Raw genomic sequence first — 24,249 nt, 5'->3', positions numbered from 1 at the left:
AGGTGATTTCGGTGGCAGCCCCTCCCCTGCTGACGCTGCGCGGCGTCTCCAAGCGCTTCGGCGGCGTCCAGGCGCTGATGGACGTCGACCTGCAGATCCGGGCCGGTGAGGTCGTCGCGCTGGTGGGCGACAACGGCGCGGGCAAGTCCACCCTGGTCAAGGTGATCGCCGGGGTCGGCCCCGCCGACCAGGGCGTCATCGAGTGGGAGGGCCACTGCGTCCAGATCAAACGGCCGCACGACGCGCAGGCCCTGGGCATCGCCGCCGTCTACCAGGACCTCGCGATGTGCGAGAGCCTCGACGTCGTCGGCAATCTCTTCCTCGGGCGCGAGGTCTCCCGCGCCGGGATCCTCGACGAGGTGGAGATGGAGCGGCGGGCCCGCGACCTGATGCACACGCTGTCCATCCGCATCCCCGATGTGCGGGCGCCGGTCGCCATCCTGTCCGGCGGCCAGCGGCAGGCCGTCGCGATCTCCCGCTCGCTGCTGAGCGAGCCCAGGGTCCTCCTGCTCGACGAGCCCACCGCCGCCCTGGGCGTCGAGCAGACCAGCCAGCTGCTGGACCTCATCGAGGAGCTGCGCGACCGTGGTCTCGGCGTGCTCCTCATCAGCCACAACATGGGCGACATCAAGGCCGTCGCGGACCGGGTCGCGGTGCTGCGCCTGGGCCGTAACAACGGGCTCTTCGAGGTGCCCACCACCACCCAGGAACGCATCATCTCCTCCATCACCGGCGCCGCCGACAACGCCGTGGCCCACCGCACGACGGGTGAGGAGGGGGCATGGCCGTAGGAGAGAGCTTCCGGGGATACGCGGACGCGGTCCGGCACCGGCTGCGCGGCGGCGAGGCGGCCCGGCGCGGGCTGCGGGTCGGCGAGCGGGGTCCGCTCCTGGTCATCCTCGGCCTGGTCGTGATCTGGCTGATCTTCCAGGGGCTGAACGCCAACTTCCTCTCGCCGCGCAATCTGTCCGACCTCAGCGTGGACATCGCCGCCACCGGCCTGGTCGCGGTGGGCATCGTGTTCGTGCTGCTGATCGGCGAGATCGACCTGTCGGTGGGCTCGGTCAGCGGGCTGGCGGGCGCCGCGTTCGCCGTGCTGAATGTGTACCTCGGCATGCCGGAATGGCTCGCGATCGTGGTGGCGGTGGTCGCGGGGACGGCCGTGGGCGCGGTGCACGGGTTCTTCTTCGCCCGGGTCGGGGTGCCCGCGTTCGTGGTGACCCTCGCCGGGCTGCTCGCCTGGAACGGGCTGACCCTCTACCTGCTGGGCGCGAGCGGCACGATCAACATCGATGAGAGCGGGCTGGTGGCGGCCCTGACCAGCCTCTACTTCAGCGGTGGCGTCATCGCGTACGGGCTGGCCGCGCTCGGCACGGCCGGGTACTTCCTGGCCGCGCGGCGGACCCGGCGGCGGCGCCGGGACGCCGGGATGCCGTACCGTCCGGCGGCCGAGATCGGGGTGCGCACGGCCGCCCTGGCGGTGATCGCGTTCGCCACCGCCCATACGCTCACCCGGTTCCAGGGCGTGCCGCTGGGGCTGCTGATCTTCCTGGCCGTCGTCGTCGGCTCGGATCTGCTGCTGCGCCGCACCCGCTCGGGGCGGAAGGTGTTCGCGGTGGGCGGCGGGGTCGAGGCGGCCCGCCGCGCCGGGGTGGACGTGACGCGGGTGCGGATCGCGATGTTCATGGTGTCGGGGACGCTGGCGGCGGTCGGCGGGCTGTTCGTGGCCTCGGGGCTGACCTCGGCGAGCCCGACGACGGCCCGTGCGGCGGGCTCCGGGATGCTGCTGATCAACGCGGTGGCCGCGGCGGTGATCGGCGGTACCAGCATGTTCGGCGGGCGCGGCTCGGCGTGGTCGGCGCTGCTGGGCGCGCTGGTCATCCAGTCGATCGCCTCGGGCATGGCGCTGCTGGGCATCCAGGACGCCGTCCAGTTCATGGTCACCGGCGGGGTGCTGCTGGCGGCCGTGGTCGCGGACTCGCTCGCCCGGCGTTCCGCTCAGGCGCGCGCCCCCACCTGACGGTCGTCACGGTCCGGGCGTGACGCTATGCTGCACAAAGGGCTTCCCATTTCCGGGCAAGCCAGACATCTCGCCGGATGTGCTGGAAGGATCCGATGCGCTCACCGTGACCATCGGAGTGCGATGAAACGTCTTCTTCTCACCCGCGCGGCCACGGCGGCCGCGCTCGCCGCGGCCCTGGTGGTCTCCGGCTGCCAGGGCACCGGCGTGCGGTCTTCCCGGGAGGGGAAGGAGAGCATTCGTGTGCTCGCCGTCAAAAATCCGCAGATGGAGACCCTGAAGCAGTACACGAAGAAGTACTTCTCCTCGCGGACCGGCATCACCGTCGACTACACCCTGCTCCCGGAGAACGAGGCGCGGGAGCTGATGAACAGGGAGTTCGCGCGGCAGAGCGGCCGGTACGACGTGGCGAGCGTGAGCGCGTACGAGGTGCCGATCTACTCCAGGAACCACTGGCTCGCCCCGCTGGACTCCTACGCGAAGGCGGACAAGGCCTTCGACCAGAAGGACATCTTCCCCAGCCTGATCATGGCGCTGACCGGCGCCGACGGGAAGATCTACGCCGAGCCCTTCTACGGCGAGGGGTCCTTCCTGATGTACCGAAAGGACCTCTTCCGCAAGACCGGGCTGACCATGCCGCGCGATCCGACCTGGAAGCAGGTCGCCTCGCTGGCGGCGAAGATCGACGGCACCGACGGCGCAAGCGGCATCTGCCTGCGCGGCCTGCCCGGCTGGGGCCAGAACCTCGCCCCCATCAACACCGTGGTGAACACCTTCGGCGGCGCCTGGTACGACATGCAGTGGAACGCCAAGCTCACCTCGCCGGAGTTCACCAAGGCGATTCAGTTCTATGTCGACCTGGTGCGCAAGTACGGCGAGCCCGGCGCCGCCCGCAGCGGAGTCCTCGAAATCCTCGCCGACTTCAGCCAGGGCAAATGCGCCATGATGTACGACGCCAGCTCGCTCGCGACCTCGATCGAATCCGACGGCTCCACGGTCAAGGGCAAGGTCGGCTACGCCCCCGCCCCGCACGAGGACACCCGCAGGGCGGGCTGGCTGTGGACCTGGGCCTGGGGCATCGAGAACGCCTCCAAGAAGAAGGACGCCGCCTGGAAGTTCATCTCCTGGGCCTCCTCCAAGCAGTACCAGGAGCAGATCGGCGACACGCTCGGCTGGAACGAGGCCCCGGCGGGCAGCCGCCAGTCGCTCTACACCAACCCCAACTACCAGCGCGCGGCGGCCACCTGGTACCGGCAGGAGTACGCGGCGGTGAAGAACTCCGCCGACCCCAAGAACCCGGGCGTGGGCCCACGTCCCTACCAGGGCATCTCGTTCGTCGGCATCCCGCAGTTCGCCGACCTCGGCACCAAGGTCTCCGCGCAGATCAGCGCGGCCATCGCCGGAAAGCAGTCGGTGCGCGAGGCCCTGCAGATCTCCCAGAAGCTCGCCCAGGACGCGGTGGCGGACTACCGCACCGGCGGCCGGGGCGCTAGTCGGTGACCGACCAGCACGGCATGACACCGGCGATGTGGCAGGCCATGAAGTAGAGCGGGATCGGGGGCGTGTACGGAGAGTCGTCCTCGGGATGGTGGACGAGACGGAGGTTACGGGGCGCCCTGGCGCCGCGCGGCCCGCTGGACGAACCCACGTACGCCCCGATCGAGTAGCTGGTGACGGCGGGCCACACCAGGCCGATATGCGATCCGGCGGGCACGATCCACCACCACTGGTCATCGCAGGCGAAGATACATCCGATGCGGGGCAGCCGGTCCATGACCCGCTTCCCGTGGTCCGCGGACATCCCGACCGCGTCATAGCCCAGCCCGGCGGAAAGCCCCGCGGGGAGGGCCAGCCGGCCACGGCGCGCACCGCGCGGGAGCCCCGGCGGGCCGCTCGCGAGATGCGGGGACTTCTTCCGCGGCATGTGAGCCGAAGGCAGGGGGAGGGTGGGGGGAACCACGATCGGTCGCCTTTCGTCTGCCTGCGCACTGTGGACAGCGCCGGTCCTGCACTGCCCGGTGCCTACCGACGTACACACGCGAACGTTCCGCCGCCGTCGGGCCGCGAATCGGTCCAACCCGTCCGACGTTTCCCCCGGTACCGCGGGCCAACTGCCGCGGAGTCACACAGTCGGTGACGGCATGTCCACTGTGTCATCTGCTACGAACGGGTTGCAAGAGGTAACTTGAAATTTGCAAGTCGTTGGATGCAGATGCGGCGACGACGGATGATCGTGACAGACTGCGACCGTGGAACGCGGCGTGAGGAGGCAGGGAGTGGCGGCGGAATCCGCATGGGGTGGCGCTCCCTCGGTCCTCCGCATGATCCTCGGCAGGCAGCTCGAGGAGCTGCGGACCCGGACCGGGCTCACCTTCGACGAGGCGGGCGCGGCGATCGGCGTCAGCCACTCGACCATCCGCAGGATGGAAGCCGCGAAGGTGGCCCGGCTGCGGCTCGCTGACGTCGAGAAGCTGCTCCAGACGTACGGCGTCACGGACCAGCACGAGATCGACACCTTTCTGAAGTCGGTCCGCGAGGCCAACAAGCGCGGCTGGTGGCATGTCTACCGCGATGTGATGCCGGACTGGTTCGCCGCGTATCTGAGCCTGGAACAGGCGGCGCTCCAGATCCGCGCGTACGAGCCGCAGTTCGTCCATGGCCTGCTGCAGACCGAGGACTACGCCCGCGCCCTGCTGAGCGCGGGCAACCCGCATGTCCCCGCCGAGGCCACCGAGCGCCGGATCGCCCTGCGCATGCGGCGCCAGGAGCTGCTGTCCCGCGAGTCCCCGCCCCGGCTGTGGGTCGTGATGGACGAGACCGTGCTGCGGTGGCCGGTCGGGGGCGCCGCCGTGATGCGCGCCCAGATCGACCATCTGATCGCCCTGAACGCGCTGCCGCATGTGACCCTGCAGATCATGCCGTTCAGCGCCGGTCCGCATCCGGCGATGACGGCCGGGGCGTTCCATGTCTTCCGGTTCCGGGCCGCCGAGTTGCCTGACATCGTCTATCTGGGCGGGCTGATCGGAGCGGTCTATCTGGACAAGACCGACGACGTGGTGGTGTACCGCGAGGCGCTGGACCGGGTGAGCGCCCAGTCGGCGCCCGCCCAGAAGACCGAGGCCCTGCTCGGCGCGATCCGCGAGGAGCTGTGACGTGGGCCCGGATAGTTGACGGCGATAGTTGACCGTGACAGTTGACCGACGAGCTGATTGGGAGGGGCGTGCGTTGCGCGACAACGGATGGCCGGCGGAACGGATTGACACCGAGAGCGCACACTCGGCGCGGATCTACGACTACATCATCGGTGGCAAGGACTTTTACCCCGCAGACAAGGAGGCGGGCGACGCCATGGCCCGCGAGTGGCCCGCGCTGCCGGTCCACATGCGGGCCAACCGCGACTTCATGAACCGGGCCGTGCGCTATCTGGCGGAGGAGGCGGGCATCCGGCAGTTCCTCGACATCGGAACCGGCATCCCCACCTCCCCCAACCTGCACGAGATCGCCCAGGCGGTGGCCCCGGACTCGCGGGTCGTGTACGTGGACAACGACCCCATCGTCCTCACCCTGTCGCAGGGCCTGCTCTCCAGCACGCCCGAGGGGAAGACCACCTATGTCGAGGCGGACATGCGCGACCCCGCCGCGATCCTGGCCGCGCCGGAGCTGCGCGACACCCTCGACCTCGGCAAGCCGGTCGCCCTGACGGTGATAGCGATCGTCCACTTCGTCCTCGACGAGGACGACGCCTACGGGATCGTCAACCGCCTCCTGGAGCCGCTGCCTTCGGGCAGCTATCTGGCGATGTCGGTCGGCACCGCCGACTTCGCGCCGGAGGAAGTGGGCCGCGTGGCCCGCGAGTACGCGGCGCGCGACATGCCCATGCGGCTGCGCACCGAGGCCGAGGCCGCCCAGTTCTTCGACGGGCTCGACCTGGTCGAGCCCGGTGTCATCCAGGTGCACAAGTGGCATCCGGACGGCCGGGGCACCGAGGTCACCAAGGACGAGGACATCGCCATGTACGGGGCAGTGGCCCGCAAGCCGTAGCGCGCTGCTTCGGTGGAGGTCAGTCCTCGGCGTCGTGGACGAGCAGCGCGATCTGGACGCGGTTGTTGAGGTCGAGCCGGGTCAGGATCTTCGACACATGGGCCTTCACCGTCGGCAGCGCGAGATGGAGTTCGCGCCCGATCTCCGCGTTGGAGCGGCCGCGTCCGACCGCCCGGGCCACGTCCCGCTCCCGCTCGCCCAGGAGCGCCAGCCGGGCCCGGGCGGCGGCTGCCCGGTCCTCCTGTGCGCCGTCCCCCGTCACCTGCTCGATGAGGCGGCGGGTGACGGCGGGCGACAGCACCGGGTCCCCGGCGGCCACGGCCCGGATGGCCGTGACGATGTCCTGCGGCGGGGTGTCCTTGAGCAGGAATCCGGCCGCTCCGGCGCGCAGCGCCCGCAGCACATGGGCGTCGGTGTGGAAGGTGGTCAGCACCAGGACCTCCGGGGCACCGGGCCGGTCCCGCAGGGTCCGGGTGGCGCTCAGCCCGTCGACGCCGGGCATCCGGATGTCCATCAGCACCAGATCGGGCCCGTGGCGGGCGACCAGCGCGGGCACCTCTGCCCCATCGGCCGCCTCCGCCACGATCTCGATGTCCGGTGCACCGCCCAGCATCAGGCGCAGCCCGGCCCGTACGATCGCGTCGTCGTCGACGAGCAGGACGCGGATCACCAGCACGCCCCCCTTCCCTTTGTCACCCTTGAACCGGTGGCGGCTCACCCCTGACCGGTGGCGGCCATGGTGTCCGCCGCGGGCCAGGGTAGCCAGGCGCGCACCCGGAAGCCGCCATCGTCGGGTCCGGCGGTCAGTTCGCCGCCCGCCAGCCGGGCCCGTTCCGCGAGCCCGACCAGGCCCTGTCCGCCGCCCGCGCCACCGTGCGGGTCCGGGGCGGCTCCGGGCGGCAGGGTGTTGTGGACCTCGACGGTCAGCCGGTCCGCCGGGGTCCGGTCCACCCGTATGGTGACGGGCGCGCCGGGCGCGTGCTTGCGCGCGTTGGTCAGGCACTCCTGCACGATGCGGTACGCGGTGCGGCCCACCACCGGAGGCGGCGCGGGACCGTCCGGCGGCCCGGTCAGCTCGATCCGGCCGCCCGCCGCGCGGGCCTCGGCCACCAGCCGGTCCAGGTCGGCCAGTTCGGGCTGGGGCCGCTCGCCCTCGGGACCGGCGCGCAGCACCCCGATGACCTCGCGCAGATCGCTCAGGGCCAGATGGGCGCTCTCCCGGATCACCCCTGCAGCCCGGGCGATCTCGGTGCGGGGCGCGCTCGTATGGAACTCCAGCGCCCCGGCGTGCACGCTCAGCAGGGTCAGCCGGTGGCCGAGCGCGTCGTGCATCTCGCGGGCGATCTCCTCCCGCGCCTCCCGCCGGGCCTGTTCGGCGCGCAACTCGGCGTCTGCCTCGGCCAGTTCGGCGCGTTCCCGCAGTGAGGCGATCAGCTGCCGCCGGGACCGCCGGAACAGCCCCCAGCCGATGGTCCCGGCGATGAGCGCGAAGTACGTCACGGCGGAGCCCGCCCGGTCCTCGGACAGCTCCGGCAGCTGCGACAGAAAGACGGGCAGCGGCGCGAAGGCCAGCGCCGCCACCCAGGCCGTGGCCCGCCAGGGCCGGGTGGCGGCCACCGTGTACACCGCCACCATCGCGGGGCCGGTCATGTAGTGCGACAGATGGCTGCCCGCCAGCAGCAGCGCCACCGCCAGCCACACGGGCCACCTCCGCCGCAGCAGCACGGCGGCGCATCCCAGCCCACCGGCCACCTGTTCGGCGGCCCGCAGCGCGGGGCTCATGTCCTCCGGGACCGGTATGGACGGCGAGCTGACGACGGCGAAGCACGCGGCGAAGAGGACCAGCCCCAGGTCGGCGGCCCAGTCCCGGCGGGTGCGGTGGATACGGCGCATATCCCGGCAATGTACGCGGGCCAGGCGGGCGGACGGGACTCCGCGCGGCGACCGCATACTTAAGTACGACGCGGGGCGGCGCACGGCCGACTTCGGTCACCGCCCGGCCGACCTCGGCCCGATCCCCCGCCACCGGGCGCCCTCCTACGGTCGGGCCATGACCTCGACTCCCCCGAACACACCGCCGAACACACCCCCGAATCCGCCCCTCGCGGCCGTGACCGACGTGCTCTGCTTCGTCCTCGTCGCCGGCGGTGGCAGTGGCCTGCTGTACGAATGGCTGGGATTCAAGATCCGCGTTCTGGGGTTCGTGCGGTTCCTCGCCCCCGGTGGCTATGAGATCTACGCGTACATCGTGATGGTCGTCCTCGGGCTCATCGTGGGCGCGGCCGGTGACGCGGTGTTCCGGCGCGGCAAGGGCTGACCGCCGCCCCTAGGCCAACTGTCGCCGCACCAACTCGTGGAGTTTTCCGCCCGGTTGGGCCATCAGCTCGGCCGGGGCACCCTGTTCGACGACCCGGCCCTCCTCCATGACGAGCACCCGGTCGGCGTCCATGACGGTCGACAGCCGGTGGGCGATCACCAGGCGGCTGGCGTTGAGGCGGCGGGTGCTGTCGATGACGATGCGCTGGGTCTCGTTGTCGAGGGCGCTGGTGGCCTCGTCGAAGAAGAGGACGCGCGGGCGGCGGATGAGCGCCTGGGCGATCATCAGGCGCTGGCGCTGGCCGCCGGAGATGGCGCCGCTGCCGGAGATCATCGTGTGCAGCCCCATGGGCATCTGGCGGATGTCCTCGGCCAGGCCCGCGAGTTCGGCGGCCGCCATGGCCTCCTCGGGGGTGAACGGCTCGGCGCCCCGGATGCAGTCGAGCACCGTGCCGCCCAGCGGCTGGGCGTTCTGGAGCACCACCCCGCACTGGCGGCGTACGGCGGCCTGGTCGAGCGCGGCGAGGTCCTGGCCGTCGTAGAGGACACTGCCGGACACCGGCCGTTCGAAGCCGATGAGGAGCCGCAGCAGGGTGGACTTGCCGCAGCCGCTGGGGCCGACGACGGCCACGAACTCGCCCGGCCGGACCTCCAGCGACACATCGTCGAGGACGAGCGGACCGTCGGCGCCGTACCGGAAGGTGAGGTTTCTGGCCTGGAGCGCGCCGGAGAGCGGACCGGGCTGGGTGCTGCCGCCACGTACCTCGGGCGGCTCGTCCAGGATCGGCTTGACCTCCTCGAACATGGGCAGCACTGCGACCACCGAGACCAGCGAGTTGGTCAGCTGGGTGACGGAGGTCAGCAGCATGGTGACGGAGGTGTTGAACGTCAGGAAGCCGCCCGCCGACATGCTGCCCCGGGCCGGTCCGGCCAGCAGCATGAACACCACGAGCGAGCACAGCGGAAGGTAGACCGCGTCGAGGACCTGGGTGAGGTTCTTGATGCGCCCGGTGCGCTGGTGAAGGTCGCGGGAGCGGGCGAAGCCACGGGCCCAGGCCGCGTAGGCGTAGTTCTCGGCCGCGGCGACGCGCAGCTTGGGCAGTCCGCGCAGGGTCTGGAACGCCTGGTTGTTGAGCTTGTTCTCGGTCTCCACCAGCCGCCGCTGCCAGCGCACCTGCCACAGGCCCATGGCGAGGAAGACGCCGCAGATGACCAGCAGCATGGCCAGCACGGCGAGCGCGAGGGGGACGCTGAAGAACAGCAGCAGGGCGAGGTTCATCGCGCCGACGGTCCCGGCCTGGAGGACCACCGGGGCGGTGCCGGACAGCACCCGGCGCATGGTGCTGATGCCCATGGCCGCGCTGGCCAGTTCGCCGGTGGAGCGCTCGGCGAAGAACGTGGTGGGCAGCCGCAGCAGCCGGTCCCAGACGGCGGGTTGCAGTGTGCTCTCCAGCCGCCCCTCCAGCCGCAGCAGGGTCAGGTTCTGCAGCAGCAGGAAGGACGCGGCGACGACACTGGAGACGATGAGCGCCAGCGCGACCTGGACGATGAGGCTCTTCTCGGCGCGCGGTACGAACCCGCCGAGCACCTGGCCGGTGGCGACCGGCACCAGCGCGCCGAGTGCCACCGTCACCAGCCCGGCGGCGACCAGGTTGCGCATGTCCGGTGCGGCGCCACGGGCCGTGAAGCGCAGCAGCCGCCACATCGTCATCGGCCGCTCGGGCAGCGGGCGGTAGAACATCACGGCGCGCGGCTCGAACTCGTCGGCGGTGGACCGGCCGACGCGCATCCGCAGGCCGGAGGCCGGGTTGACGGCCTCGTACCGGCCGCGCCGCCACAGCAGCGCCACCGGCGTCCCGGTCCGGGCGCGGTAGCCCACCAGGGGGCCCGCGTCCTCGCGCCACCAGCGGCCCTCCAGCCGGACGGCGCGGGTGCGGATCCGCGCGTGGGCCGCGACGCGCTCCACGGGGTCCGCACGGTCGTCGGCGGCGGGGCCCTTCGGCGGTTCGGGGAGGGTGATCCCGGCGGCGTCCGCCACGGCCCGGCACACCGCGTGCACGGCGTCGTCGGTGTCGTCGGCGGTCCGGTCCGTGGCCCGGGTGGAGCGCCGCGGGCCGCCGATGGACGCGATGAGCGCCTCGTCGGCGCGTGAGCGGACGGCCTCACCGGCCCGGATTCCGGCGGCCGTCCGGTCCGCGTGGGCCCGATCCAGGGTGTCGATCCAGCGGTCCACGGCGGTGCCGAGCCGGTACTGCTGGTTGACCATCCGCTGCCACAGCGCGCCGTCGATCAGCAGGTCCCCGGCGGCCTGGGCGCTGTACTCGGCGCCGTACCGCACACTGCCGGGCGGCACCGGGAGCCACAGCAGGTCCTCGTCGGCCGCCTCCTCGCCGCCCGGCGCTCCCCCGTCCAACGGGGCCTGGAACAGCACGCCGAGGCTGCGGCTGATGCCGAGCGCCACGGCGTGTTCCAGCGGGGTGGGCGCCGGGTCCTGGAACGCGGTGCCGTCCGCGTACGTGGCGTCGTACGCGGTGGCGTAGGGGGCGCCGTACGCGTCGTACCCCTCCGGCCGGTACAGCTCGCGCAGCGGGATGCGGCGCACCGCGCAGTCCTGCGAGGGCCGCCCCACCAGGGTGTGGCGCGGGCCTTCGACCGGCCCGGGGAGCGCGGCGCCCGTCTCCAGGCGGCCGAGGAAGTGCCACTGCCCCTCCTCGGCGGCGTCGACCGCGAAGAGGTCCAGGGCACCTTGGACGACGAGCCAGAGCACCTGCGGGCCCTCCAGCGGGAGGCTGCGCAGCCCGGCGCCGTCGACCGGGGTGCCGAGGGCGCCCAGCGCCGCCACCACCGCGTCGCCACCGTCCGTGGCCACGGACGCGGCGGGGTGTACGGACGCCATGTCAGTGCTCCTTCATCAGCTCGGCGTACGGGCCCCCGGCGGCCGCGAGGTCCTCGTGCCGTCCGCGTTCCACGACCGCGCCCCGGTCCAGGACGAGGATCTCGTCGCTGTCCCGGACGGTGCTGAGCCGGTGGGCGATCACCACGCACGCGCAGCCCCGGCGGCGCAGGCTGTCCATGACGGTCTGCTCGGTCCGGGCGTCAAGGGCGCTGGTCACCTCGTCCAGGACCAGCACGCTGGGGCGGCGGACCAGGGCGCGGGCGATCTCCAGCCGCTGCCGCTGGCCGCCCGAGAAGTTGCGGCCGTCCTGCTCGACCCGGCAGTGGATGCCGCCGGGGCGGCGGGCGATGACGTCGTCGTAGAGCGCGGCGTCCCGCAGCGCGGCCACCACGGCGTCGTCCGGGATCGACGGGTCCCACAGCGCCACGTTGTCCCGCACCGTCCCCTCGAACAGGAACACGTCCTGGTCGACGAAGGACACGGAGGCGGCGAGGCGGCCGCGCGGGATGTCCTCCAGCCGCTGCCCGTCGATGCGGATGGCGCCTTCCCATGGGCTGTAGAGGCCGGAGACCAGCCGGGACACGGTGGACTTGCCGCTGCCGGAGCCGCCGACCAGCGCCACTTGGCGGCCGGGGCCGACGGACAGCGAGAAGCCGCGCAGCAGCGGCTCGTCCAGCGGGTTGTAGCCGAAGGTGATGTCCTCCAGGGCCACATGGCCGGTGAGGCGGCGGGCGCCGTCGGCGTCCTGCTGGCCCTCGTCGCGGGTGTGGAGGGTGTCCGCGGGGAAGCGCTCCACGTCCCCCAGCCGGGCCACGTCCGCGGAGAAGTCCTGGATGCGTCCGGCCACGCCGTTGAGCCGGGTGATGGGCGCGGTGAAGCGGGTGACCAGCGCCTGGAAGGCCACCAGCAGACCGACCGAGAGATGGCCCTCGACGGCCCGCAGCCCGCCGATCCACAGGATGAGCGCGCTGTTGAGAGTGGCGAGGGTGGGCGCCACGACGGCCAGCGCCGCGCTCGGTACGCCGAGCCGCTGCTGTTCCTCCAGGGTGATGGCGTGCTGACCGGCCCAGCGGCGGAAGTAGCCGCTCTCGCCACCGGTGGCCTTCATCGTCTCGATGAGCTGGAGCCCGGTGTACGCGGTGGTGGTCAGCCGCGCGGTGTCGGCGCGCAGCTTCTGGGTCCGGGTGGCGCGCAGCCGTATCACGACGCGCATCGCGACCACGTTGAGGAGCGCCAGCCCGACGCCGATCAGGGTGAGCTGGGGGTCGTAGGTCCACAGCAGCAGGGCGTACAGGACCACCACGATCCCGTCGACGGCCGCCGCGGCCAGGTCGCGGGCGAGGGTTTCGGCGACGGTGTCATTCGACCGCAGCCGCTGCACCAGGTCGGCCGGGCTGCGCTGGGCGAAGAACGTGACGGGCAGCCGCAGCAGATGGCGCAGGAACCGGGCGCTGCCGAGGGTGGAGGAGATGATGCGGCCGCGCAGCAGGTTCGCCTGCTGGACGCCGGTCAGCACCGCGGTCAGCACCACCGCCACGGCCATCGACGCGAACAGCGGTGGCAGCATCGAGGTCTGGCCGCCGATGATGAAGGTGTCGATGAAGGTGCGGCCGAGCGCCGGAACCGCCGCGCCCACCACCACCAGCAGCAGGCTGGCCAGCAGCGACGCCAACAGCGTGCCGCCGGTGCCGCGCAGCCGCGCGGGCAGGCCGTCCAGGACACCGGGCTTCCTTCCACCGCGACGGAAGGAGGCGTCGGGTTCGAAGACCAGGCAGACCCCGGTGAAGCTCGCCCCGAACTCCTCGGTGGTGACGAAGCGGCGCCCCTTGTCGGGGTCGTTGATGTGGACGCCGCGCTTGCCGAACCGCCGTCCCGTGCCGTCGTAGACGACGTAGTGGTTGAACTCCCAGAACAGGATCGCCGGGGCCTGGACCTCGGCCAGCGCCTCCGGCTCCATCTGCATGCCCTTGGCGCGCAGCCCGTAACTACGGGCGGCCTTCAGCAGGTTGCTGGCGCGCGATCCGTCGCGGGAGACGCCGCAGGCGATCCGCAACTCCTCCAGCGGTACGTGGCGCCCGTAGTGGGCGAGCACCATGGCGAGCGACGCGGCGCCGCACTCCAGCGCCTCCATCTGGAGCACGGTGGGGGTGCGTACGGTCCGCCGCCCCGGCTTCTTGGGGCCCGTACCGCGACGCGGGGCGCGCCTGCGTCCACGGGCCGGTTCGGGGCGGCGGCGGCCGCTGGTCCCGGCGGGTGCGGGGCGGGGCGGTCCACCGCTGTCGCTCGCGGCGTCCGTCGCGTTCGCGGCGTTCGGCGGGTTCGTCGCGGTCACGGGAGCAGCCAATCGACGGGGTGACGGTCGGCCAGGTGGAGGGTGCCGGTGGCCAGGGTCATGGAGCCGAGGGCGAACGGCGGGCCCTCTCGCGAGGACCAGCGGTAGCCGGAGCGGGTGGCCGACGATCGGTCCAGCCGCACCGCCACCGCGACCGGCGGGCCGTCCTTCGAGAACTCCTCGCCGAGCTGCGCGCTGCCGAGGAAGGAGCCGATCTGCCGACTCGTCTGGGCGGTCCGGCCGACCGCCTGGACGTGGCCGCGCAGCACGCCGTACGTACGGGAGGGCGCCGACTGCACATCGAGGTCGACCTCGGCCCCCGCGGGCACCGACGCCGCCCGGTCCGCCGGGACGTACAGGGTCGCGGTCAGCGGGTCGCGGGAGTGGCGGACGCGCTCCACGGAGGCGACGTCTCCGCCGGTGTCGAGGACGGCGCCGATCGAGACGGACAGGGTGGTGAGCCGCCCGGCGGCGAGGGCGCGCACGACCGTGCTGCCGCCACCGGGATTACGCACCTTCACCAGCGGCGCGCCCGATCGCACCGTGCTGCCCTCCTCGGCGAGCACGGCGGTGACCTGTCCCCGGACCGGGCTCTGCAGCACATAGCTGCCCTGGCCGTGGGTGAGGATCCCGGAGGCGCCCAGGGTGTCCGCCACGGTGCCGGTCACGGCCCAGACGGCGGACGCGGCCATGACGACGAGCGTGACGGTCAGCGCGAGCCAGCCCTGGGGACGGGCGTAGCGGACCGGCAGGTCGATGTCGTCTGCCGACTGCAGCTTGGAAAGGGCCTGCTGGCGGAACTGCACGGGAGTCTTTCCTCAACCGGCCGGAGGGCGCGAGGGAACGGGTCGGTGCGCGGCCGCCCGGGCGGCCCGTTTTCGACGGGTGCCGGGGATCGCGCATGCCCCGGACCAGGCAGGCCCGGGGCATGGAGTGCGGTCGTCTCAGAGGCCGGAGACGGTGCCGACGATGCCGGAGGTGTTCAGGCCGGTCACGCCGTCCACGGTGCCGGTGACGGTGCCGACGGCGCCGGTGACCGGGCCGGTGACGGGACCGGTGACGGCCTGCACGGTGCCCAGGGCGTCGCCCACAGCGCCGAGACCGCCGGCGACGTTGTCCAGCTCAGCGTCGGAGATCTCCTGGGTCGCGACCTTGGGTGCGTTGTTCATTACTGCGTCTCCCTTGGATACGTATCTCGAATGAGCTTGTAACGGCCGGTGATTGCCGACATGCGCACGGCTTCGCCACCGGCCACCGCGGCACGTTCCCGCGCTTTCCGGAAACCGGGGTCCCGGGAACGTCTCGGCGCGGAAGGATGTAACCACGCGGGCTCGCCGCCTTCGAACCACGGCGCATCCGGAACTACGCATTCCGCCAACTTTCCGATCACATGGCGTGCACACCAGCCCACGTGACCGGCACTTCCTCCCCACAGGAACGTCACCACTCGCGCGGCGCCACTCCCCCACACCCGCACGGAAACCGTGCATTCCCGGGCGGAGTCACCGGGTGCCGGGCCGCGTGGCCGCCGACGGGGTGCGGTACACGCGACTTCTGTGGAATGGATGTGCCGATCACTTGAAGACCTGCCGACCTCCGGTCGCATTTCGCCACCGTCGATGCCAAGCGGATTCGCCACGCGTGACGGGCGGCGCCGGGGGTACACGTCGGCCACCCCTATGCCTACGGTGGCGAACTGCCGGAGATCGACGCGATGGCGGGTGTCGCCGAACGGTTCCGTTGACCCGTGGCTAGGGCCGCTCCAGGGGCGCCTGGGCCACGGCGGTCGTCAGCTGGTCCAGGGGCCGTACGAGCAGTTCCGCACCGCTCTGGACCACCGCCTCCGCGGTGCTGTCGGCCTCCCAGTCGACCAACGCCTCCTTGGCCCGGTCCCAGCGCGGTCTGCGCCGCTCCCGTACGTGGCGCGCCGCCCGCTCGGTGTCCGCCGCCAGCGCGTCGGCGAACCGGGCGGCCCCGGGCACCGGCCGCGCGCCACGCTCCGGCAGATGGGTTTCCAGCAACATCGCCGCCTGCCCGAACGCCTCCAGCGCCGTCTGCGCCTCCTCCGCCTGCGCGCGGGTCAGCCCCCGGTGGCGTACGGGCTCCCGCTTGGCCCGGTCGAAGGCCTCGTTCCAGTCGGCGTGCGCCGTACGGTCGGCCAGCAGGGTGCGGCGTACATCGGTGGCGGGCAGCTCGCCGGGCTCGGCGTAGCCGCGTACCACCGCCGCCGCGTACCGCCCGCTCGCGGCGAGCCAGTCCGCGAGCCGGTCCAGCAGGCGCGGTGTCTCCCAGGCCGGGAACGCCACGTACGCCAGCATCGCGAGCACCCCGCCCAGCAGGGTGAGCAGGACCCGGTCCGGCACCGTCTGATGCCACCCCTCGCCGCCCATCCCGAGCAGCAGGACGGCGTACGCGGCCGCGGTGCACTGCGAGGCCGCGTAGCCGGTGCGCATCAGCAGATACGTCAGACCGGCCGCGATCACGGCCAGCCCGCCGGACAGATACGCGTCCGGGTGGGTCAGCTGCACGGCGCCGGTGGCCAGCGCGACGCCCACCAGGGTGCCCGCGAAGCGGGCCACGGCGCGGGAGTAGGTGCGGTGGAAGTCCGGCCGCATCACCATTACGGAGGTGACCGGCGCCCAGTAGCCGTGACCGAGTGGAAGCGCGCTGCCGAGCACGAAGCCGAGACAGGCCACCACGGCCAGTCGCAGGGCGTGCCGGAAGACGGGCGAGTCGCCGTACAGCTCCCGGCGCATCGCGCGCAGCACGATGGGCACCATCTGGAACACTGTCGGCCGCAGCAGGGGCGGTGGCTCGTCGGCGCCCTCGTCGGCGCCCTCGTCGGCGCCGGAGGTGGGGCCCAGGTCCCTGCCGCTGCTGTCGGCGATCTCCAGCACGTCGGTGAGCAGGTGCGACAGCTGGACGGCGGCCTGCCGGGCGGGCCCTTCCAGGGCCACATCCGCGCCACCTTCCTCGTTCTCGTCGTCGATCCGCAGGATCTCCCTGGTCGCGGACGGCACCTGGGCGGGGGCGCCACGGCGGATCGACCGGGCGGCGGCGTCCAGGACGTCGGCGGCCGCGTCGAGCAACTCACGCGCCCGGTCCCGGCCCGGCCCCTCGGCGGGGGCGCCGACCCGGGGATCGGCGAGGGCCGCGAGGGTGGGGCGGACGCGTTCGGCCAGGCCACGGGGGCCGTGCAGGGCGGCCGGGCGGCGGCGGGCCTGCGAGGGCGTGACGGCGGCGGCGCTCCGGGCCGTGATCATCGGCTCCGGGTCGAACGGCGCCACCGGGTCCTCGCGCAGCCGCCTGGCGTAGTCCGCCACGGCGGCCAGGGCGTCGGCCAGCGCGTCCCGGTGCCGCCCCCATCGGCGGATCGGGAACAGCCAGATCAGCGCCGCCTGCGCCACCCCGCCGAACGCGATGACCGCCGCGTGTTCCAGGGCCTCCAGGACACCGGTGGGCAGCGTGATGGTGAGCAGCATGATGGCGACCGTCGTCGTGGCCACGATTCCGGCGGTCGGCCCCGCCGCCCACGCCATTCCGGCGAGGAACGCCCAGGCGGCGAGCAGCAGCAGGAAGAGCGCCAGATGCGACATCGCGAGGTAGCCCACGAAGGTGCTGAGCCCCAGCCCGGCCCCCGCGACCAGCGCGATCACCTTGCGCGGCCGCCAGCTGCGCTGGAACGTCGACGTCCCGGCCGAGTAGGCGCCGAACGCGGCGGAGGCGGCGTACGACGGGGAGGCGATCGACAGCGAGAGCCCGATCACGACCGCCACCCCGGCCGCCGCCCGCAGCGCGGCCAGCGGTTCGAGCCGGGCGCGCTCGATCGTCAGCCCGGAACGCACGCTGTCCATCAGCGACCGGGGCCACGTCACACATTTGAGCCTAGGCGGATCGGGCGGAACCGCATGTCAGGCCGTGTCTCACCCCCGCCACCAGCGGCGCAGCACCTTCTCGGCGGGTTTGCCGTGCGGGGTGTAGGCAAGGCGCGGCGCGGTCTCGCCGGTGTCCGGCCAGTCGTCCCACATCCACCAGCACACCCCGGCCCACCACGAGCGGCCGTCGAAGGCGGTCAGCAGGGCCTGGTACGCGGCGGACTGCTCGTCGGCCGCGGCGTGCTCGCTGACGGTCCAGGAGTACGGGGCGGCCGTGGTGCCGCGCTGGCTGGCGTATCCGGCCTCGGTGAACAGGATCTTGCGGTCCTGTCGGGCGGCGAACGCGGCGAGTTCGGCCACGATCGGCTCCCAGCCCTTCGCCAGTCGGTCCGGGTCGGTGGTGGCGGTGTCCGTCAGCGGCCAGTAGGCGTCGATGCCGATCACGTCGAGGGCGCGCCAGAAGCGGATGCGGGCGTACTCGTCGAAGTTGGCGGCGTACGTCAGCGGGCCGTCGTAGGTGTCGCGGACCGCGGCGATGACCCGGGTCCAGCGGCGGCGGTCGGCGGAGGTTCCGGCCAGTTCGGTGCCCACCGAGAACTGCTCGGCGCCCACGTCCTCGGCCAGCTCGGCGTAGTGGGTGATGAAGCGTTCGTACGCGGTGAACCAGGCGTCCCGGTCGGCGGGCCGGATACCGGCCCGGTCTGCGCCGTCCACCAGGTCCACATGCGGTTTGAGCATCACCTTCAGACCGGCGTCGTGGGCGAGGGCGACGATGCGGCGCACCCCTCGGTCGCTCGCGGTCTCGCCGGTGGTGTGCATCGCGGAGTCCCGGACGCCGTCCTGGTACCAGGTGGGGGTGAACACCACCCACCGGGCGCCGGTGGCGGCGATCTGCCGCAGATAGCGCCGGGCCTCGTGCCGGTCGTAGTCGTCGGTGTTCCACGCGGGCAGGGTGATCCCGCGCAGCTGACCGTGGTGCTGCGGCGCGGGCGGGTCGTCCCCGCCCGCCGAGCATCCGGTCAGAACGGCGACGGCGGCGGTCATCGCCGCGGCCGCCCGCCTCAGCGCACTCATCGGGGCGTGGGCCTTCCTCGGGCGGGGCCCGGGTGACGCGCGCCGTTCCCGGCCCGCGCGGAGCGGACCGGGAACGGCGGCGGTGCTGGTGTGGTGACGAGAAATCAGATCAGGCTTTCGGGGCTGACGAAGGTGTAGCCGAGCGCCTCGATGCCCTCGACGATCTCCTTCAGCGGCTCCACCGGCTGGTACGGGTGGTAGTAGAAGCTGGCGAAGCCGTCCCGCACGGCCAGGTTGGCCTTGGCGTTCTTGATCAGGTCGGCCGCGAGCCGGGGCGGGTGGTTGTTGTGGGCGTCGGGCTCGTACGAACCCAGGTTCTCCGGGAGCACCTTGGTGCCGTACACGTCGGTGACCGGGTACGGGAAGAACTGCCCGAGGTAGCGGCTGGTGTCGACGGGGGCGCCGGAGAGGGTGCCGGAGAAGTACAGCGGGCGCTCCACCCGGGCCGCGAAGTTCTGCGAGAACACCTTGTAGTCGGTGGGCGAGGCCGCGTAGTGCGGGGTGGTCCACAGCTTCGGCACCGGCAGGCCGACCCGGGCGAACTCGGCCAGCGCCGCGGTGACCCGGCTCTGGGCCCACTCGGCGGAGTCCTCGGTGGCCGGGCCGTCGTAGATGACGTTGTCGCCCGCGTCCACGTGGGCGCGGAAGAACTCGAAGTCGTCGGCGGACAGCCCGTTGTAGGGGTTGTCGACGTTGCCGTACTGATGGGTGTAGCCGTGGTCCATCAGCACCGCGCCGTTGCTCAGCATGTACTTGAGGGTGTTCACCAGCGCCGGGCGCTGGGCGAGCCGCACGGTGCGCGCCACGCCGTTGTTCTGCACGCCCTTGGGGTCGGAGTACACCGGGATGACGTTGATGCCGTAGGCGATGTTCTTCGACTTCAGGTAGTCGGCGGTGGCCCGCAGGCTGGTGGCGTCGGACAGCGGGGTGATGTCCTCCAGGCGCACCATGGCGCGGTGCTGCTCGGCGGTGTCCGGGGCCAGCGCGTCGAACAGCAGGTCCTGGAAGGCGAGGACGCGGTCGGTCTCGTTGACGTAGGTGAAGGGGATCTCACCGATGTACGTCAGGTTGCCGGAGCGGATCGCCCACGGGGACTTCTTCTCCGCGCCACCGGCCGTGTCCGTCATCTGGGCCAGCTCGGTGACCTGGCCGAGGCCCGAGCCGGTCTTGATGTTGGGGTGGATGACACCGCCGTCCGCGCCCGCCGGAATGGTGCGGGTCAGTTCCTGGCCCTTGTAGCTGACCTTGGTGATCTGGCCGACGCTGCCGTCCACCTGGCTGTACGAGGTGGTCGGGTCCCAGCCGTAGCGGTACTGGAACTCCTGCAGGCTGATGGAGTTCGCCATGTTCCAGATGTTGTCGCCCATCCAGATCACCGGGCGCTCGGACAGCAGGGTGTCCAGGTAGAAGTCGTCCGGCACGGCGTCGGGGACGTCGCCACCGTAGTAGGTGGAACCGACGTAGACGGTGGCGTCGAACTCCTCCAGCATCCCGGCCGTGTACTCCTGGACCGGCTTGGAGGTCACGGTGCCGAAGTGGCCGCCGAGGTTGGCCACGCCCATCGCGTACAGCTCACCGAGGTGTCCGAACGGGCCCGCCGTGTCGTACAGGACCAGGGTCTTGGCCTTGCCGGGCTCGGCGGCGCGCGGCGCGCTCCTGGCCTTCGGGCCGATGGCCGCGGCCGACTTCCGCTGCTGCTGCGCTGTCCGCTTTTCACTGGTGTGCTTTTTGGCCATGTCGGCGCGGCGCTCGGCCTCGCCCGCCCGCTGGGCCTTGGCCCAGCCCTTGAGGTCCTTGCCGCGCAGGCCGTTGTCGGCGGCCTGCGTGGCCGACCGGTCGACGGCGCCCCGGCCGTCGCCCGCGGCCGAGGCCGCCGGTGCCAGGAAGCCGCCCGCCAGCAGGGCTGCGACGGCGAGAGCGATCAGCGCCAGCCAGGCCGGCCGTGATCTTCTCCAGGGTTCGGTCATACTCTGTACCCCCCTCATTCGGGTCCCGCATTGGCGTGAAACTGCATGGAACAAGGAACTGGGAAAGCAGCGGATCATGGCCGATTCATCATGGAATTCCACGGAGCGGGATCACTCTGCTCAATAGTCCGGTGATTGTTCTGACGATTCCCACCGGCTGTCAATGGGGCCTACGGGTCCGAAGTTGTGTCTTTGAGGTTCATGAGAGTTCAACTGAAGAACTCCTGCGACCGTGTTGGGTCTGGTACCTTCCGTAAGCGCGCAGAGGTCGGCCCGTTGGGGAGGCGTCCGGCCCTCCTGCGCCAACTGACCGTGGGGGGACCGCGATGTACGGTAGGGCTGCTGTGGGATCAGTGCTGCCCTTGATGGGTCTGGCGGCGGCACCGGAAATGGTCCCGGGAATTCCGGTTGCCAGGGCGTTACAGGCGACCGCCGGGGCGGGTTTCCTGTTGTACTGCCTGGTTGTTTTCGGCCTGTTGGTGGCGCGCTGGCGATTGCGCTCCGGGGCCACCGCGACCGATGCGAGAGCCGCCGGGCGGGAGGACCTCGCCTCGGTGGACCGGCCGTGAGCGATGAGCCGCTGATATGGGCCAGTATCGCCATCATCGTGATGGCTGGTGCCTACAACTTCGGCCTGTTCCTGCTCTCCCGGCGGCGGCTGCCACATCGCTCCGGATCCGGCGAAGAACGCTTCTATGTGTTCCTGCTGGCCTGCCTCAACGAGGAACGGGTGCTGGCGGAAAGCCTCGCCCGGATCACCGCGCTCCCCGCCGAGAACTGCGTGGCTCTGGTCATCGACGACGCGTCCGACGACCGTACGGCCGAGATCGCGCGGACCGCGGATCCGGAGCGGGTGTGGCTCCATCAGCGTCATCTGCCGGACGCCCGGCGCGGCAAGGGCGCCGCGCTCAACGACGGTGTCCGGCTGCTCCGCGCGTCCGGGCTGCTCGGCGGCCGCGATCCGCATGACGTCATCATCTGTGTGGTGGACGCGGACGGACGGCTGGACCGCCATGTGATCGAGGCCGTCGACCCGTTCTTCAACGACCAACAGACCGGCGCCACCCAGATCGGCGTCCGGATGTACAACCGCCGGGCCGGGCTGCTGGCCCGGCTGCAGGACATGGAGTTCGTCGTCTACGGCGACATCTTCCAGAGCGCCCGCCGCTTCATCGGCAGCGTCGGGATGGGCGGCAACGGCCAGTTCATGCGGCTGTCCGCGCTCGACTCGCTGGGCGAGACCCCCTGGAGCGACAGCCTCACCGAAGACCTGGACCTGGGGGTCCGGCTGATCGCGCGCGGCTGGACCAACCAGCACTGCACCACGGCGGCCGTGTCCCAGCAGGCCGTCCTCGACCTGCGGCGGCTGATCCGGCAGCGGTCCCGCTGGTTCCAGGGCCACCTCCAGTCGGCCAACCTCGTCCCGCTGATACTGCGCGAGGTGCCCGGCCGGGCCGCGATGGACCTGATCTACCACCTGTCCAGCCCGGTGCTGATCCTGCTCACCTCGCTGCTGCCGCTGTCCTTCATGGTGGCCGTCGTCGGAACGGTCATCGGTTCCGTGCAGGCCGGTCGGCCGCTGGTCTCCACGATGTGGTTCCTCGGCCCGTATCTGCTCTCCTTCACCGCCGCGTACATCTACGGCTATGTGTACCGCCGCCGCGAAGCGTCGCTCGGTGTGCTGCACGCGGCGCTGCTCGGCCACGTCTTCGTGTTCTACGGCTACATCTGGTTCGCCGCGGGCTGGTGGGGGCTGTGGCGGGCCATCACCGGCAAGCGCACCTGGCTCAAGACCGCCCGCAGCTGACCTCTGCGGCCGCCTCGTACGACCGTGTCACCCGCTCGTGCCCTGTCCGCTCGCCTTGCCCAGGGAGACCGATGTCCACATCAGGCAGACCCGTGTCCGTACCCGTGCCCACTCCCCCGCGGCCGCCCGGCCCCGGCGCCGTCCGCACCATGTTCGTGCTGGGCACCCGGCCGGAGGCGATCAAACTGGCCCCCGTGGTCCGGGCGATGGCCGCCTCCTCGCTCTTCCAGCCCGTGGTGGTGACCACCGGTCAGCACCGGGAGATGCTGCAGCAGATGCTCGGCCTGCTGGGCGTGGGCGTGAAGACGGACCTGGCGGTGATGCGCGACCGGCAGCGGCTGTCCGAGCTGACCGCCCGGCTGGTGGACGGTCTCGGCACGGTGATCCGGGCCGAACAGCCGGACCTGGTGGTGGTCCAGGGCGACACCACCACGGCGCTGTGCGGCGCGCTCGCCGCCTTCTACGAACACATCCCGGTCGCCCATGTCGAGGCGGGCTTGCGCACCGGCGTGCTGGACAACCCGTTCCCGGAGGAGCTGAACCGCCGGATGATCGGCCGGGTGGCCCGCTGGCACTTCGCCCCCACCGCCCGGTCCGCCGGTCATCTGCTGGCCGAGGGCGTACCGCCCGAGCAGGTGATCACCACCGGCAACACCGTCGTCGACAACCTGCTGTGGGTGCTCGCGGAAGGTGCGGGGCGCAGCGCCTTCCGCACCACCCGGCGCAAGGTGCTGCTGACGCTGCACCGCCGGGAGAACCAGGGGGCCCGGATGCGGTCCATGGGCGCGGCGCTGCGCCGCCTCGCCGACCGGGGCGATGTGGAGGTCGTCCTGCCGCTGCACCGCAGCCCCGCCGTACGGGAGGCCCTGCTGCCCGAGCTGGACGGCCATCCGGGGGTGCGGGTGGTGGACCCGCTGGACTACCTGGACTTCGCCGCCACCCTGGCCGACTGCGATCTGGTGCTGACGGACTCCGGCGGGCTGCAGGAGGAGGCCCCGAGCCTGGGCAAGCCCGCGCTGGTGCTGCGGACCACGACCGAGCGCCCGGAGGCGGTCGAGGCGGGCGCGGCCCGGCTGGTGGGGACCGACCCGGACACCATCCTGGCCGCCGCCGGGGAGCTACTGGACGATACGGAGGAGTACGGGCGGATGGCCGCGGCGGGCAACCCGTTCGGCGACGGGCGGGCCGCCGAGCGGATCGTGGCCCGGCTCACCGCGGACTTCGCGGACGTGGGCGGCGAGGGGGCGGTGAATACCGCGCCGCGCGACGCGTCCGGCTCGTATGATCCGGTGGCATGACGTCGTTACGCGGGCGCACATGGTGGCGGTGGCGGTGGCGGATCGGGGGGCTGGTGCTGGCCGTCGCCCTGGTGGCGGGGGCGCTGGCGCTGAGCGGCGTATGGGACGAGGACCGGCCGCCCGAGCCGGTCGAGTCCTGGCGGGACGGCGAGGTGTACGGCCCCTGGCGGTCGGTGTTCCACGGCTACGGGAGCAACGTCGGCGGGACGGACGAGCTGACGCTCACCCCGCGCGCCGCCCGGCACAAGGACCGTACCCACGCCTGTCTGGTGGTCTCCACCGCCCGCTACGAACTCCTCGACTACTCGGTCCGCATGCGCACCGTCGAGCAGTTGCGCGACACCGACCCCAACCCGTGGGAAGTGGCGTGGCTGGTCTGGGCGTACACCGACCCGGAGCACTTCTACTATCTGGCGCTCAAGCCCAACGGCTGGGAGCTGGGCAAGCGCGACCCGGCGTACCGAGGTGGCCAGCGGTTCCTGGCCACCGGCACCACCGCGTTCCCGGTCGGCGAGTGGTCCAGGGTCCGGGCCCGCCAGGACGGGCCCCGGATGGCGGTGTCGGTGGACGACCGTCAGGTGGTCACCTTCACCGACCGGGAGCGCCCGTACCCGGCGGGCAGT

General features: G+C 71.9%; 18 protein-coding genes and 1 pseudogene. 9 read left to right on the top strand and 10 right to left on the bottom strand.

The genetic code is table 11. The annotated features are described in order from the left end of the window. Nucleotides 1–11: 11 nt before the first annotated feature. From ACWC5C_RS18310 to ACWC5C_RS18300, 3 genes are all read left to right on the top strand, one after another. The gene (locus ACWC5C_RS18310; RefSeq protein WP_450876383.1) at nt 12–791 is read left to right on the top strand and encodes an ATP-binding cassette domain-containing protein; all 780 of its coding nucleotides are present in this window, start codon (nt 12–14) and stop codon (nt 789–791) included. After that, nucleotides 782–2,020, top strand: coding sequence for a sugar ABC transporter permease (locus tag ACWC5C_RS18305; RefSeq protein WP_450876382.1), 1,239 nt, complete (start codon nt 782–784; stop codon nt 2,018–2,020). Before ACWC5C_RS18310 ends, ACWC5C_RS18305 begins: the two co-directional genes overlap by 10 nt. A gap of 123 nt (nt 2,021–2,143) precedes the next feature. After that, the gene (locus ACWC5C_RS18300) at nt 2,144–3,520 is read left to right on the top strand and encodes an ABC transporter substrate-binding protein (RefSeq protein ID WP_450876381.1); all 1,377 of its coding nucleotides are present in this window, start codon (nt 2,144–2,146) and stop codon (nt 3,518–3,520) included. Here ACWC5C_RS18300 and ACWC5C_RS18295 read toward each other — a convergent pair. Next, nucleotides 3,510–3,944 (bottom strand): hypothetical protein, encoded by a 435-nt coding sequence (locus ACWC5C_RS18295; RefSeq protein WP_450876380.1) that lies wholly within the window; start codon nt 3,942–3,944, stop codon nt 3,510–3,512. The two genes, ACWC5C_RS18300 and ACWC5C_RS18295, sit on opposite strands and share 11 nt — an antisense overlap. Before the next feature lie 352 nt (nt 3,945–4,296). Here ACWC5C_RS18295 and ACWC5C_RS18290 point away from each other — a divergent pair, with 352 nt between their 5' ends. Further along, the gene (locus tag ACWC5C_RS18290; protein ID WP_450876379.1) at nt 4,297–5,172 is read left to right on the top strand and encodes a helix-turn-helix domain-containing protein; all 876 of its coding nucleotides are present in this window, start codon (nt 4,297–4,299) and stop codon (nt 5,170–5,172) included. A 73-nt stretch (nt 5,173–5,245) separates the two neighbouring features. Continuing rightward, nucleotides 5,246–6,061, top strand: coding sequence for an SAM-dependent methyltransferase (locus ACWC5C_RS18285; RefSeq protein ID WP_450876378.1), 816 nt, complete (start codon nt 5,246–5,248; stop codon nt 6,059–6,061). A gap of 19 nt (nt 6,062–6,080) precedes the next feature. Here ACWC5C_RS18285 and ACWC5C_RS18280 read toward each other — a convergent pair whose 3' ends face one another. Beyond that, on the bottom strand, nt 6,081–6,737 hold the full coding sequence (locus tag ACWC5C_RS18280) for a response regulator transcription factor (RefSeq protein ID WP_450876377.1): 657 nt from the start codon (nt 6,735–6,737) through the stop codon (nt 6,081–6,083). 38 nt (nt 6,738–6,775) lie between these two features. After that, entirely contained in the window at nt 6,776–7,954 is a 1,179-nt protein-coding gene (locus ACWC5C_RS18275) for a sensor histidine kinase (RefSeq protein ID WP_450876376.1), read from the bottom strand. A 157-nt stretch (nt 7,955–8,111) separates the two neighbouring features. Here ACWC5C_RS18275 and ACWC5C_RS18270 point away from each other — a divergent pair, with 157 nt between their 5' ends. Then, a complete protein-coding gene (locus tag ACWC5C_RS18270; RefSeq protein WP_450876375.1) occupies nt 8,112–8,378 on the top strand; it encodes a hypothetical protein in 267 nt (88 codons plus the stop codon). A gap of 9 nt (nt 8,379–8,387) precedes the next feature. On the opposite strand, the gene ACWC5C_RS18265 is transcribed toward ACWC5C_RS18270, so the two are convergent. The 7 genes from ACWC5C_RS18265 to ACWC5C_RS18235 all read right to left on the bottom strand — a co-directional run bounded on the left by ACWC5C_RS18265 (nt 8,388) and on the right by ACWC5C_RS18235 (nt 20,521). After that, nucleotides 8,388–11,273 carry an NHLP bacteriocin export ABC transporter permease/ATPase subunit gene (locus ACWC5C_RS18265; RefSeq protein WP_450876374.1) on the bottom strand — a complete coding sequence of 962 codons (2,886 nt, stop codon included), beginning with the start codon at nt 11,271–11,273 and terminating at the stop codon, nt 8,388–8,390. Nucleotide 11,274: 1 nt separating this feature from the next. Continuing rightward, nucleotides 11,275–13,413, bottom strand: a complete 2,139-nt coding sequence (locus ACWC5C_RS18260; protein WP_450876424.1) for an NHLP family bacteriocin export ABC transporter peptidase/permease/ATPase subunit — start codon at nt 13,411–13,413, stop codon at nt 11,275–11,277. Between the two features lie 188 nt (nt 13,414–13,601). Next, nucleotides 13,602–14,411 (bottom strand): HlyD family efflux transporter periplasmic adaptor subunit, encoded by an 810-nt coding sequence (locus ACWC5C_RS18255; protein ID WP_450876373.1) that lies wholly within the window; start codon nt 14,409–14,411, stop codon nt 13,602–13,604. A 138-nt stretch (nt 14,412–14,549) separates the two neighbouring features. Then, on the bottom strand, nt 14,550–14,774 hold the full coding sequence (locus ACWC5C_RS18250; protein ID WP_385443535.1) for a type A2 lantipeptide: 225 nt from the start codon (nt 14,772–14,774) through the stop codon (nt 14,550–14,552). A 582-nt stretch (nt 14,775–15,356) separates the two neighbouring features. Beyond that, nucleotides 15,357–17,480, bottom strand: a complete 2,124-nt coding sequence (locus ACWC5C_RS18245; protein ID WP_450876372.1) for an FUSC family protein — start codon at nt 17,478–17,480, stop codon at nt 15,357–15,359. A gap of 48 nt (nt 17,481–17,528) precedes the next feature. Continuing rightward, a complete protein-coding gene (locus ACWC5C_RS18240) occupies nt 17,529–18,554 on the bottom strand; it encodes a glycoside hydrolase family 113 (protein WP_450876371.1) in 1,026 nt (341 codons plus the stop codon). A gap of 104 nt (nt 18,555–18,658) precedes the next feature. Further along, on the bottom strand, nt 18,659–20,521 hold the full coding sequence (locus ACWC5C_RS18235; RefSeq protein ID WP_450876370.1) for a DUF2334 domain-containing protein: 1,863 nt from the start codon (nt 20,519–20,521) through the stop codon (nt 18,659–18,661). 565 nt (nt 20,522–21,086) lie between these two features. Between ACWC5C_RS18235 and ACWC5C_RS18230 the strand changes: the two genes are divergently transcribed. From ACWC5C_RS18230 to ACWC5C_RS18220, 3 genes and pseudogenes are all read left to right on the top strand, one after another. Continuing rightward, nucleotides 21,087–22,328: a glycosyltransferase family 2 protein gene (locus tag ACWC5C_RS18230; RefSeq protein WP_450876369.1), complete on the top strand. Its 1,242-nt coding sequence runs from the start codon at nt 21,087–21,089 to the stop codon at nt 22,326–22,328. Nucleotides 22,329–22,477: 149 nt separating this feature from the next. After that, nucleotides 22,478–23,626 carry a non-hydrolyzing UDP-N-acetylglucosamine 2-epimerase gene (wecB, locus tag ACWC5C_RS18225; RefSeq protein WP_385443549.1) on the top strand — a complete coding sequence of 383 codons (1,149 nt, stop codon included), beginning with the start codon at nt 22,478–22,480 and terminating at the stop codon, nt 23,624–23,626. Further along, nucleotides 23,623–24,243 (top strand): annotated as a pseudogene (locus tag ACWC5C_RS18220) (calcium-binding protein); the annotation flags it as partial. The gene wecB and the pseudogene ACWC5C_RS18220, both read left to right, overlap by 4 nt. Between the last annotated feature and the right edge of the window lie 6 nt (nt 24,244–24,249).

The organism is Streptomyces sp. NPDC001700 (assembly GCF_053596435.1).
Note: the sequence above shows the minus strand (reverse complement) of the source record. Positions and strands in the feature narration are given on the sequence as shown.